The sequence below is a fragment of the Rhizobium sp. CB3060 genome, assembly GCF_025200735.1.
Lineage (GTDB): Bacteria > Pseudomonadota > Alphaproteobacteria > Rhizobiales > Rhizobiaceae > Rhizobium.
This window is the reverse complement of the sequence record NZ_CP104159.1, coordinates 2,147,431-2,161,163: the sequence shown is the minus strand read 5'-3', so window position 1 is coordinate 2,161,163 and position 13,733 is coordinate 2,147,431. Positions and strand designations below refer to the sequence as shown.

Genomic DNA, 13,733 nt, shown 5'->3' with positions numbered 1-13,733 from the left:
CTTTCTTCTAGACGCCCGCGTTGGAACGGAAGCTGAAGGCACCATTCAGTCGGGGTTCATTCGCAGAGATCGGAGCCCGCTGAAACTGCGGACGACCCGCAACTTGATTGATCGCGCCGCTGAGTTGCTCGGTAAGACGCGCACGGATTTCATGTTGGAGGTGTCCGAGCGACGTGCCGAGGAGGTGCTGCTCGACCGCACTATCTTCACGGTAAGCCCCGAAATCTATGCCGAATACCTTGCCCGGCTCGATGCGCCTGCGCAGCTCAATGAGCGTCTAACACGCACCATGTCGACTAAAGCGCCGTGGGATGAGGTGTGACCCTCAGCGCACCGGCACCCCTAGCCGATCATCATGAGCTGGCCGAATTCAATTCCGGCGTCCCTGAACTGGACGATTGGCTGCGTCGCCGCGCCCGTTCCAATCAAGCAGGCGGGGCGCGGACCTTCGTCGTGTGCGAGGGAAGCCGCGTTGTCGTCTATTACGCGCTCGCCTCCGGCGCGGTAAGACAGCCGGAAGCACCTGGCCGTTTTCGGCGCAATATGCCTGATCCAATCCCGGTCGCTGTGCTTGGTCGCCTCGCCATTGATCAATCCTACCAGGGGCGTGGTATTGGCAGGGCATTGGTGCGCGACGCGAGCCTGCGCCTGCTCAATGCCGCTGAAGTACTAGGCATCCGAGGCGTGCTGGTTCATGCGATTTCAGATGACGCACGAGTCTTCTATGAGGCTGTCGGCTTCCTGTCTTCTCCGTCTGACACCCATGATGCTGATGGTCGGATTGCACGACCTCAACAATGCGCTGAACCCCTAAGCGGAAGTCATCAATAATTTCGGTTGAGTGCATTCCATCTCGCATCTAAACCGCTGAAATTGCGGCAGAACGTCCCGACATGAAATGAGGCGCCGTGAGTTCTGATCTCCTCAAGGTGATATATCTGTTCTGCTGTCGCGGCTGCCACCGATCTCGGTCTTTCGGGTGAATGTACAGGCCACCTCAGTTCGAATATTCGCCCTAGATGAACACGATCCGTCGCCTTCCAATATTGTTCGGATTGCGCTGGCAGTGCTTGCTTTTCAGTTCGTCGCCTCGTTCAAAACGCACCAGAAGCTCGTTCTACGAATGCTGCCCCCGCGAGTTCGTAACACCCATTCCAAGTGCGGCGCGAGCCATCCTGCGTTGGATTGGCAACAAAATCGTTGTGCGTAGCGCGCCGTTACCTCTGATGTCGCTGGATATACGTCTGGCGTTGGAGATACAGCACACCTCAGGCACCGAAAAGAGAAGCTCTGCCGAAACTATGAAAAAACGGCACAATCCTCGTCGTTCATTTTTGAGGCTCGCCCTTCGATCTCTGCGAATGCCTCTTGGAAGATGATGAGCTTGTGCGCCTGCGCTATTGCGTATTCCGTATAGAAACCGTCCGAAATCCAGATGCGCGAGCGCCCGCGACGGCCATTCCAGCCTAAGCCGCCGATCGATTCCGCTTCGGCGAACTTCCGGCTGGTATGCGCCCGTGAAAGCGCCAGGAAATCGGCGAGATGCGTGATCGATCTGACATCCGTGAGGTAACCGCCAGGCTGCGATGCGTGTCGGTCGATGCCCGCGACAAGCCGGTCCATCAAATGCCCACCTGCATCGCTCCAGGCGAAGATCCGGTAGAGCGGCCCGGGCATTCGTATCTCAGGGCTCGCCAAGAGGCGATCTCCTATAGCCGGCACGAGAAGAGGAAGCAGCCGTTCGGGCGCGCTGCGAAAGCGGATGCTCCTATCCCCCCCGTCGATACAGTCGAGAGCGGCAAGATGCACCTCATACCACCCGCCGAGCACCGGCAGTGCTTCGGGTGCAGGCACCACTTCCCCCGCGCGGCTCCCTTCGAGCGCCGGAAGGACCAGACGGTACTTCAGGATTTCGTCGAAAAAGGCATAGGCGGTGTTGCGGCTGGAAATGTTGTGCTGGACGGCGAGATGCCCAATAACCCGCCGCGACACGCCCGGTCCGCCTACTTCTGCGGCGCGAAAATGCCGTGTGAGCGCCGCCTGGGAGAGCAGCCATCGCTGCTGCGAGGCGAACTGCGCCGATGAACGCGGCGCGGCCACGTGGCTTGCGACGAAATTCTGAGCCAGCAACCCGATCGCATCGTCAAAGGCTTCCGCCGCCATCAAACGGTCGATCCCGCTCGCTTCCGGCAGAAGGCGGAAGCGCCGCTCAAGCATGGACGTCATCGCAAGCCACTCGAGCGATATAGAGCCATGACAGACAGATCTGCACTCTCTTCTTTTTATCAGGCACGGTCATTCCCCGGTCACAAGCCGCCACCCTGCGACCCGTTCGACAGATAGCCGGGATGGCGGCGCAACGTCCTGAAGGCAGGCCGGAGGAATTCTGAAATTTTCTGATTCTTTTCTGAAATTGCCCGCCGGCACCGGCGCGTCATCCCGTCCCCGCATGCGGACCCTGCCGGTTGACGGGTCCGCCGCGTGCTCATTATGGTGCGCCGTGTTGCGAAAGGGCGTGGGGGGCACTTGTTCTTATTTTCGGGCTTCGTTCTGGATCCGGACCGTGCCGAATTGCGCGCGCCCGACGGGTCCGTGACCCGGCTGCGCCCAAAAGCCTTCGAACTGCTGAAACTGTTCGTTGCCAACAGCCATCGCGTGCTCGGCAAGCAGGACTTGATGGAGGCCGTCTGGCCCGGCATCCATGTCGGCGAGGACAGCCTTTTCCAGTGCATCCGCGAAATCCGCACCGCGCTCGGTGATAGCGAGCGGCAGATGATCAAGCTGGTCTCCGGCCGAGGCTATCTCTTCGCCCTCGAGGTCACCAACGGACAGGGGCACGAGAAGGCGGCGCCGCAGCTCCGGCAAGCGGGAAACCAGCCGAGCACAAGGCCACGCCGGAGACTTCGCGCCGCGATGCTCGCCAGCCTCGGCGTTCTAGTTGTAGCGCTCCTCATTCTCTTCAGCCGTTCCCTTCTTTTCCAACCATCCCGGCCTGTGCTGGAAGTACTACCGATTACAGATGCCGCCGGTAGTCCCGAGGGTGTCGCGCTCTCCCGCAACATCACCGCCGAGCTGATCGGCGGCCTTTCCAAGATCGAAGGCATCGATCTCGTCGTAAACGAGGGATCGAACACGCGTGCCACCTACAGGGTGCAAGCTGATCTCAGCAAAACTGCACAATCCTGGACCATTCAGGCGCGCCTTATCAATGTCGTCAGCGGTGAGATCCAAACAGTCGCCGAGATATCGGTGAACGCGGGGGAAACAGATCCACAACGTCTCCAGTCCCGCCTTGCGGCGGGCGTCGGCTATGCGCTGGCCGTCCGGATGAACAATCTTGCTCAACCGGACAGTACGCATAGGACAGGCGCGGATATCGCGATCCAGCAGGCCGTCGCGTCGATCAACCAGACGACGCGCGAGCGTTTCGCAACGGCACGGGAGATTCTTGAGAAGTATCGCGCCGCCGATCCTGAAAACGTCGACCTGCGAGTGGCGCTTGTCGGCCTGCATCTGCGCGCTGTGCAAATGGGCTGGTATAGCGCCGCCGAAAGCGCCGCCGCCGAAACCGATGCCCGCGCCTTGCTGGAAGATGCTTTACGGTCGCGACCGCAATCCATACCCGTGCTGGGCGCATACTGCCGCTTCCTGACGGCGACCAACCAGTTCGCCGAAAGTCTTGTCGCCTGCGCGCGCGAGCTGACGCTCAATCCCTGGGACGGCGCGGCGCTCTATCAGATCGGTCTCGCGGAGGTCCAACTCGGCCGCTTCGAGGATGGGCTACGGACATTCACCGAGGCCGACCGCTTCGATACGCCGGCGGTCTCCCGCTGGACCTGGCTGCTCGGGGCTGGCTGGGCGAACCTGCTGCTCGATCGCAACGCAGAAGCAATCGGATTGCTGGAACGCTCGATTGCCATCACTCCTGGCTCCGGCCGCTCCTACATGCTGCTAGCGACTGCCTACCGGCGCCTCGGCCGCAAGAAGGAGGCATGGGAAGCGTTCCTGAAAGGCATGGCGCTACGCCCTGACTTCACCGTCCGCACTCTCCCACTGTCGAGTCGCAACGCGAGCGACACCTACCTCACCGCCACCCAGGCCATTCTGCGAACGCTCGTCGAAATCGGCCTGCCGACCGGCGACCCTCGATAGACGCCAAATACCACTTGGCACTCAAGCCGCTACGGCGGCAACGCTCTGCAAGCGACCCCTGCGTGATCGCATAGGTTCCGACGTTGTTCGGCAGCAGTCGGTTCAAGCACCCCCTGACGCGTAGTGAATCGCGGATGCCTGTTCACGGGCAGTCAAAAATGGACGCAGACAATCGCGGAGAATTTTTCTAGCTCTTGCGCGGAAGAGGTTCCCTCGAACGGCCAGTTCTCGCGATTGCAGGCAAAGTAGCCGCTTCACGGGCGGATAAAGCATGCGGGGGAAACAGGTAGGTCGGGGCTAAATTTGATTTCGAGATATGACGATGCGCGGCGGGCCGCGCTGCTCGCCGGAGCGGCGATCATGCTGTTTTCGGTGGGACCGGTTCTGGCGCAGACCGCCTCGCAGGTGACGCCGCAGACGTTCGAACCACAATTGCAGAAGCAAGCGCGCGGTATCGTGATTCCCGAAGGCGCGGGGCAGACCGCGCCCGCCGGTGCGGAAAAGCTCAACGTTCATATCGGGAGTGTCGTCATCGAGGGCGGTCTGCCGGCGCTGGCGGAAGACGCGGTGAAGCTAAAGGCGGAACTTGCCGGCAAGACGGTCACCGCTGCCGATCTCTTCGCCGCCACGACCCGTTTGCAGACAGCCTATGCCGCAAAAGGTTATCCGTTGGTGCGCGTGCTCCTGCCGGCGCAACGCCTGGTGAACGGCGCGACCTTGCGCATCGCCGTCATCGACGGCTTCCTGGAAAGGATCGACACTTCGCATCTGCCGGACAACATCCGTGAACGCGTCGCGAAGCTGCTGGCGCCCCTGGTAGGTAAGAGAAGCATCAGCAATGCCGAGATCGAACGACGCGTGCTGCTGGCCGGCGACCTGCCGGGTGCCGTGCTGCGCTCTACCCTTTCCAGGGGGACGACGGCTGGCGGCAGTGTGCTGACGATCGAGGCCCGTTACAAGCCGGTGCTCTTTTCCCTCAACACGGACAATCGGCAGTCGGACCAGCTCGGCAAATACAATACGGGCATGGGCATCGACTTCAATTCGGTGTTCGGTTTCGGGGAACTCATTTATCTGCGCGCCTCCGGCGCACCGCGCTTCGATGGCGACACCGGCTTCTTCTCGGGGTCGCCGCGCAACCGCATGCTGGCCGGCGGCGTCACCGTACCGCTCGGCAATGACGGACTGAGCCTCAATCTGGAGGCGACGGCCTCGCGCACCGCGCCGGAAGCCGAGGCCGGCAGCAATGCCTTCCAGTCGGACTTCACCCGCTATTCCGCCAGGCTCAACTACCCGCTGATCCGGTCGCGCAACCTGACGCTCAACCTGACCGGCGCATTCGACGCGCAGGACGAGGAGCTGAGCGCCATCAATCTTGGCGGCGTCGCTCTGTCGAAGGATCGGTTGCGCATCCTGCGCACCGGGGCGGACCTCTCCTGGTATGTATTCGGTGATTCGCTGTTCTCGGCCGGGCTGACCGGCTCCTTCGGCATCAATGGCCTGGGCGCGCGCAGTGCTGCGGACGCTGCCGCCAGCGATACGCCGCTGTCGCGGCAGGGTGCCGACGACGATTTCCAGAAGCTCGAACTCACGCTTGGCTATCGCCAGCCGGTCGCCGAACACCTGACCTTCGATCTGGGCGCCACGGCGCAGACCTCCTTTGGCCAACCGCTGCTCAATTCCGAGCAGATCGGGCTTGCCTCGACCACCGGCCTTTCGACGTTCCCGTCCGGCCTGATGCAGGGCGATGACGGCTTCGTCGTCCGCGCCGAGGCGCAGTTTCCGTTCACGATGCCGTTCAGCCTGCCGTTCGCGCTTCCCGCTTTCCCGGCACAGCAGGGCACAGGCTTGCCGGCGGACGGAGCGTCAAGCGGCGCCTTCCTCGTCTCACCCTATCTGTTCGGCGCCTATGGCGGTGTGCTCCTGCACGACCCCACCGCGCTGGAAACAGCCTGGACGCAAGGGGCGTCCTATGGGGCGGGCCTGCGTCTCGGCGCCGCCGAGCAGGCGAGCTTCAATTCCACGACCCTCAGCCTCGAATACGGCCGCACCGAGCGCTTCGGTGATGGTTCGAACGACAATCGCTTCACGCTCTCGGCAGCGTTCCAGTTCTAGGACCATCGCCATGCTGCACGTCAAAGACCGCCGCTCCATCGTCCGTCCCGTCCGCACGAGGACCAGGCTCATCGCCCTTCTTGCCTCCACGGCACTGGTCGGGGCCAATCCGGCCTTCACCCAGTCCTTGCCGACGGGCGGAAGCGTCGCGGCGGGCAGTGCGACGATCGGCACGCCATCAAACGGCACGCTGACGATCAACCAGACGAGCGCCAATGCCGTCGTCAACTGGCAGAACTTCAATATCGGCCAGGGCAACGGCGTCACCTTCGTCCAGCCGAATGCTTCCTCGGCCATCCTCAACCGCGTCACCGGCTCGACCACGACGACGATTGCCGGCAGCCTCACCGCCAACGGGCAGGTTTATCTGGTCAACCCCAACGGCATTGCCATCACGCCAACGGGGACCGTCAATACCGGCGCATTCGTCGCCTCAACGCTCGGCATCTCCGACGACGACTTCATGGCCGGCAAGCGGACGTTTACCGGCAATGGTGCATCCAGTTCCGTGGCCAATGCGGGCACGATCACCATCAATCGTGGCGGCTATCTCGCCTTGATCGGCGGCTCGGTCGAGAACTCCGGCGTGATCACTGTGCCGATGGGCAAGGCGGCGCTTGGCTCGGGCGAGCAGGCGACGCTTGATCTGGCCGGTGACGGCTTCCTGCAGGTGGCGATCCCGACAGCGGCCGCGGGGACGAAAGCGCTCGTCTCCAACACTGGCAAGATCTCCGCCAATGGCGGTACGGTGCAGCTTTCGGCCGCCGCCGCCAGGGATATGGCGCGCCAGGCGGTCAATATGTCCGGCACGATCGAAGCCAAGGGTGTTTCCGGCACGAGCGGCGACATCACGCTCACCGGCGGCGACGGCGAGGTGGCTGTCTCCGGTGCGCTCGATGCCGGCAATGCCGCCGGCACGGGCGGCAAGGTCACCGTCACGGGCCGGTCGATCAAGCTCGCTTCTGCAAAGGTGAATGCTTCCGGCAAGACCGGCGGCGGCATCGTCAATATCGGCGGCGGGCGGCAGGGCGGCGGCACCTTGAAGCACGCCGAGACGCTGTCAGTCGACGCCAACACCACCATCAATGCCGATGCGGTCACGACCGGCAATGGCGGCAATGTCGTCTTGTGGTCGGATAATCTCACCAGCTTCGCCGGCACCATCACCGCCCGCGGCGGTTCGCTCTCCGGCAATGGCGGCAATGCGGAAGTCTCCGGTAAGGCGCTACTCTCCTATACCGGCTTTACCGATCTTTCCGCCGCCAACGGTTCCTTCGGCGACCTCCTGCTCGATCCGTACAACGTGACGATCTCGACGGCGACGGACAGCAATTCCTCTGGCTTCATGGCTAGCGGCAATGACAGTGTCATCAATGTCAACACGCTGACCAATGCGCTTCAGACGGCGAATGTTACGGTATCGACCGGCGGAGCGGGCTCTGCCGGCTCGCAGGCCGGCAACATCACCATCGCAGCACCGCTGGCCTGGAGCGCCAATCTCCTCCAGCTCAATGCCGCTCACTCGATCAACATCGATGCGACCGTCACGGTCGGCGGCACTGGCGCGCTTATGCTGAACACCAATGTCGGAGGAGGGGCGGGCGGCACGGTCGACTTTGGACTGTCGGCGACGGGCTTTGCCGGCCGCATCGACTTCACCGGCACGCCGGGCTCGCAAGCGCTGTTCCTCAATGGCGCACAGCAGACGCTCGTTTATTCAGCCGCGGATCTGCTGAACGTTAGCACAGCAAACTCGGGCAGTTTCGCCCTCGCTAGTAACCTTGATCTTGCGGCAATACCTTTTACCGATGCACCGATCCCAACTTTCAGCGGCAGCTTCGATGGCCTCGGCCATACGATCTCCAACCTGACGATCAACAGCACGACCAATAATGCGGCCGTCGGCCTGTTCGGCACGGTCACGGGCGGCACGATCCGCAATATCGGCCTTGTAGGCGGTTCCGTCAGCGGCGTAGGCATCTCGCCCCAATACCCTAATCCCGTGGCGACGGATGGCGCGCTGGTCGGTCTTCTGACGACGGTCAGCAATGGTACGCAAGCCTCGGTCGTCAATTCGTTTGCCTCGACCAATGTGAGCGGTGGAACGAGCGCCAACGTCGGCGGCCTTGTCGGCGCGACATTGAGCAACGGCGCTCCGGTTACGATCGCCAATTCCTACGCGACGGGCACGGTGGCGGCGGGATCGCAGGGCCTCGCCGGCGGTCTCGTCGGACAGAACTATGCCAAAGGGGGTTCCGCCACGATCACCGGCTCCTACGCGACGGGCACGGTGACGACGGGAAGCCTCGGTTCCGCCGGTGGCCTCGCGGGCTATAATTATGCCAACTCCGATACCGCTGCGATCACCGGTTCCTACGCGACCGGGACCGTCACCGGTGACGCGAACGCCACGCTCGGCGGCCTCGTGGGTCAGAACTTCGCCTACATAAACATGACAGCTTCCATTGCCTCGTCTTACGCGACCGGAACCGTCGGCTCGACGGCGGGACTAATAGCAGCCGGTGGCCTGGTCGGAGTGAACAGCGCTTCGACCAACGCCTCCGCACTGATCGACAACGCGTTCGCGACCGGTGCGGTCTACGGCGGCAGCGCGGCGGGCGGCCTGGTCGGACAAAATTACGCGTTCACGTCCGCTAACGCTTCAATCACCAATGCCTACGCGACCGGTGCAGTGTCCAGCGTGGCATACGGCCAGGCCGGCGGCCTTGTCGGAATGCTTCAGGCCTACGGCGGGACGGCAAGCATCAGCAATGTCTATGCGACGGGCTCGGTCACGGCACCGACTCAATATTTTCAGACCTATGCGGGCGGGTTGATCGGCTGGACCTATCCGCAGAGCGGTGGCACGATCTCGGTAAGCAACGCCTATTGGGACACGTCGACGAGTGGCATCGCCGGCAATGGCATAGGCAATGATGGGGCCGGCCAGCAAGGGAATGTGAGCGGGCTTGCTACGTCGGGTCTCCAGACGGCGGGCATCAACCTCGGCTCCGCCTTCGCCGGCGGCACGAATGGTCTGTATCCCTATCTCACCAGTATCTTCCAGAACGGAATTCAGGCGATCTCTGGCACCGCCTATATCGACAACCAGGTGACACCAGCAGCCTCCGGCCTGAACGGCGCGGTCACCGTGACCGGTCTCGCCAACGGCAGTCGCTTTGGGTCGGCCTCAACAGGCGCTAACGGGTACTATTACATCTTTGGCGCTGCGGGTGCCTTTGCGCCCGGCAATGCGCTCATCACCTATACGACTGCCAACCCCGGAACCGGCGCGACCAACTCTGCGGCCTTCGCCACCGCATCCAACCAGCCCGCTCAAACCGGGTTCAATCTCCTCGGCAACACGCTGTCGGGCTCGACGGTTTCGACGCTTTATTCAACCGCTGGCATCACGAAAGACGCCGCCTTAGCCGCAAGCGGTAATGATGCAGGCGCCACCGCCGCCATCAACGGTACGTCCAACCTTCTGATCAACGCGCTTGGCGCCAGTTTCACGATCGATCAGGCAGTGACGGTAGGCGGGCTGACCGTGTCGACAGCGAGCGGATCGCCATTGACGGTCGCCAGCCCGCTCACGCTGGCGGCAGGTAGCAGTCTCCGCCTGCTCTCAGGCGGCGCGCTCACGATCAATGCTCCGATCACGGTCAAGGGCGCGGGCTCCGTCGCGCTTGCCTACGACAGCTCGTCGGCCAGCAATCTCTCGTTCGGTCTGACCGGCTCCGGCTTCACCGGGAACCTCACCTATCTGAACGCCGATGGCACACTCGCCACATCGAACCAGGGCGGCTCGCTCACCGTCAATGGCGCGGTCTATTCGCTTCTCTACTCGATGGCGGATGTGGCCAACATCACCTCGGTCGGTCTGGCCGGGCAATATGCACTCGCCAACAGTCTCGATGCGTCGGGCGCCACATATACAGATGCGCTGATTGGTCCAAACAACCTCAACTATTTCACCGGCGCGTTCGAGGGCCTTGGCCATACGATCAACAATCTGACGATCTCCAAGAGTGCTGACGGCGCAGGGCTATTCGGTTACAGCAGCGGCCTCATTCAGGACATCGGATTGGTCAACGTCTCGGTCGCCAATACGAATCCCTTTGGACGTTACGTCGGCGGCCTTGTCGGATACCAGTCCGGCAACACCATCAACAACGCCTATGTCACCGGCTGGGTGAGTGGCGGCAGCAACGCCGGCGGTCTCGTCGGTTATCTGAACGGGGGCGCGATCAACAGCGCCTATTCCTCCGCCGCTGTCAGCGGGACCGCAAATGTGGGCGGCCTCGCCGGATTTGTGAACGGCGGTGCCGTCTATAAAGCTTACGCGACGGGCACTGTTGTCGACACGGGCAACAGCGCCGGCGGCCTTATCGGTGGGACCGACTCGTCCTCTCATGGAGTCACGATCACCAACGTCTACGCCACGGGCGCCGTCATTGGCGGCAATAGCGTCGGCGGACTCATCGGGTTCTTATATGGGACGCTGCGCAATGCCTATTCGACCGGCGCGGTCAGCGGCGGCACCGCCGGCGGCCTTGTCGGATATGCCTATGGCGGCTCGATAGCCAATACCTATTGGGACACACAAACGAGCGGGACGACCACGGGTATCGCAAACGATTCCGCTGGGGTATCGGGCAATGTGACCGGCCTCACGACGGCGCAATTGCAGGATGGTTCCTCGAGCACCGGGCTTGGCTCGTCATTCACCGTCTCGCCCGGCCTTTACGCATATCTCACCCCGTTCTATGCCAACGGCGTCCAGGCTATCTCCGGCATCGCCTACCAGAACAGCGGCACGACCGCGCTCGCCTCGGGGGCGGGCGGTGCGGGCCTCGTCAATGTGCGCGTCGGAAATGGCGCGGTGCAGACAGTTACGACGGGGGCGAACGGCTATTACTATGCAATCGTCGCCAATGGCACGATCGATACGACCAACGGCACCGACGTGCTGGCCTATACGACCGCCAACGCGATAACGGGTGCGGCCGATGGGGCAACGTTCCGCACGGCGCTTGGTACCGTCAACAATGTCGATGTTTCGGGCGGCTGGCGGCGTGACACGACCGCCCTCGGTACGCTGTCGGCGCTTGACGCAGCCTATGCCAACGCGACTGCCGGCACGACGGCATCCGGCCTCACATTCGCCAATCGCTCCATCTTTGCGGTGAACGACTTCGCCGTCGATACGGCACTTTCGGTCAGCGGCACGGTCAACCTGTCGAGCCCCGGGGACGTCACTCAAACCGCCGCCATTTCCGCCAATACGTTGATGCTGCAGGGGGCGGGCAACACATTCACGCTCACGAACAGCGGCAATCAGTTCAGCCAATTCGTCGCATCCGGCGGAGCTATCGACATCTACGACGCCAGCTCTTTGACGGTTGCGGCGAACGTCACTGATGCCTGCAACTGCCTCGTCACAGGCGTGACCGGCGATCAGATCAAGATCGCGACGGCGGGCGACCTGACGATCGCATCCGGCGCCGCGATTTCCGGCAGTTCCCCTACGCTCGTGGCCGGTGGTGCCTTCATCAACAATGCCGGATCAAGTGCGGTCGCAGCCACATCCGGCCGCTGGCTGATCTATTCCGCCAACCCGACTGGCGACACGTTCGATGGGCTTGACAGCGGCAACACGGCCGTTTGGAATACAGCGGCTGGTAACGCGGTGTCGGCGACAGGTAATCGCTACGTCTTTGCCTATCACCCGACCTTGACCGTGGCCGCTGTCGATACAAGCAAGACATATGGCGACGTCGCGACGCTGCCGAATGCCACGATCACCGGCCTGGATGCGGGCGTAACCGGGGCCTATCTTGGCGATACACTTTCAGATGTCGTCTCGGGATCGGCCAGCGTTACCTCGGCCGGCGTGGCATCGTCAGCGAGCGTCGGAACCTTTGATATCATCGCCGCGCAGGGCTCGCTCGCGTCGAGCGGCTATGGCTTCAACTTTGTCAACGGTAGCCTCAGCGTTAACCAGCGCGCGATCACGGTCACGGCGGATGGCATTTCCAGGACCTATGGCGATGCCAATCCGGCGCTGACCTATACCGTCGGTGGGGCGGGCCTCGTCAATAACGACACGCTCGCCGGGTCGCTTTCGACCTCGGCAGGGCAGTATTCGAATGTGGGCAGCTACGGGATCACCATCGGTAGCCTCGGCAATGCCAATTACGCGATTACCTATAATGCCGCCAATCTGACGATCACCCCGCGTGCGCTGACGGTGACGGCCGATGCGCTGTCGAAAGCCTATGGTGACACCAGTCCGACGCTGACCTATTCGGCGACGGGCCTTGTCAACAACGACGCGCTCTCCGGATCGCTTTCGACCACTGCAGGGCAATATTCCAATGTCGGCGCCTATTCGATCACACAAGGATCGCTGGTCAATGCCAACTACGCCATCAGCTATACAGGTGCCAACCTTACCGTGAATGCGCGTGCGCTGACGGTGACGGCAGATGCGGTGTCGAAGGCCTACGGCGATGCCAACCCGGCGCTGACCTATACGGCGACAGGCCTTGTCAACAACGACACGCTCTCGGGATCGCTGTCGACTTCAGCGGGGCAGTATTCGAATGTGGGTGCTTATGCGATCGCCCAGGGGACGCTCGCGGCTTCCAGCAACTACGCCCTGACCTATGCCGGCGCCAACTTGAGCGTGAACCAACGAGCGCTGACGGTGACGGCGGATGCGCAGTCGAAGACCTACGGCGATGCAAACCCGACGCTGAGCTACACGGCGACGGGCATCGTCAACAACGACACGCTCTCCGGATCGCTTTCGACCATGGCGGGGCAATATGCCAATGTCGGCGCCTACGCGATCACGCAAGGGTCGCTGGCAAACGCCAACTACGCCATCAGCTACACGGGCGCAGACCTCACCGTCAACCAACGCGCCATCACGGTCGCCGCCGATTCTCTCAGCCGCCGCTATGGCCTCGCCAATCCGGCGCTCACCTACACGGTCGGGGGTGCGAGCCTGGTCAACGGCGACAGGCTTTCAGGAAGACTCGCTACCTTGGCGACGAGCCTCAGTGCGCCGGGCGCCTATGCGATCACCCAAGGGATGTTGGCCGCGTCCGCCAACTACAGTATGACCTTCCTTCCCGGTGTGTTGACAGTGGAGCAGGCAGCCAACCCTGAACCCGGCACGACGGCGAGTTCCGTCACGATGGCCTTCGATGTGGGCCGCTTCGCACCGCTCCCCCCGGCGCAATCCGACAACACCGAAACTGCCGATGGCAGCCACGTTCTGTTCGCTGACCCGCGCTTGGACGGAACGGTCATCTGCCTCGACAATAGTAGCTGTATCTCGGTTCCGGCGGGGACAAGACATTAACCCTGCCGACCTTCGCAGGCCGCCGATCCCGGACCATTGGCGGCCCCAAACCGTGCTCAAAGGCGATTTGCCTCTAAACCATAGGGCTTGT

The 13,733-nt window shown here is 62.5% G+C and carries 5 protein-coding genes and 1 pseudogene; 5 read left to right on the top strand and 1 reads right to left on the bottom strand.

The window, feature by feature from the left end:
* Nucleotides 1-43 precede the first annotated feature (43 nt).
* Entirely contained in the window at nt 44-322 is a 279-nt protein-coding gene (locus N2601_RS29110) for a type II toxin-antitoxin system TacA family antitoxin (RefSeq protein WP_445945048.1), read from the top strand.
* Nucleotides 319-814: pseudogene (locus N2601_RS29105) on the top strand (GNAT family N-acetyltransferase). Before N2601_RS29110 ends, N2601_RS29105 begins: the two are co-directional and overlap by 4 nt.
* A gap of 485 nt (nt 815-1,299) precedes the next feature.
* Here N2601_RS29105 and N2601_RS29100 read toward each other — a convergent pair.
* Complete coding sequence (locus tag N2601_RS29100) at nt 1,300-2,226, bottom strand: hypothetical protein (protein WP_260304522.1); 927 nt, start codon at nt 2,224-2,226, stop codon at nt 1,300-1,302.
* A 300-nt stretch (nt 2,227-2,526) separates the two neighbouring features.
* On the opposite strand from N2601_RS29100, the gene N2601_RS29095 reads away from it, so the two are divergent.
* From N2601_RS29095 to N2601_RS29085, 3 genes are all read left to right on the top strand, one after another.
* A complete protein-coding gene (locus N2601_RS29095; protein ID WP_260304521.1) occupies nt 2,527-4,152 on the top strand; it encodes a winged helix-turn-helix domain-containing protein in 1,626 nt (541 codons plus the stop codon).
* Between the two features lie 303 nt (nt 4,153-4,455).
* Complete coding sequence (locus N2601_RS29090; RefSeq protein ID WP_260304520.1) at nt 4,456-6,267, top strand: ShlB/FhaC/HecB family hemolysin secretion/activation protein; 1,812 nt, start codon at nt 4,456-4,458, stop codon at nt 6,265-6,267.
* A 10-nt stretch (nt 6,268-6,277) separates the two neighbouring features.
* Complete coding sequence (locus N2601_RS29085; protein ID WP_260304519.1) at nt 6,278-13,642, top strand: MBG domain-containing protein; 7,365 nt, start codon at nt 6,278-6,280, stop codon at nt 13,640-13,642.
* Nucleotides 13,643-13,733 lie beyond the last annotated feature (91 nt).

Bases quoted from the DNA above. Each gene is read 5' to 3' on its own strand.
- N2601_RS29100 (WP_260304522.1), bottom strand. From the start codon at position 2,226: ATGACGTCCATGCTTGAGCGGCGCTTCCGCCTTCTGCCGGAAGCGAGC.
- N2601_RS29085 (WP_260304519.1), top strand. From the start codon at position 6,278: ATGCTGCACGTCAAAGACCGCCGCTCCATCGTCCGTCCCGTCCGCACG.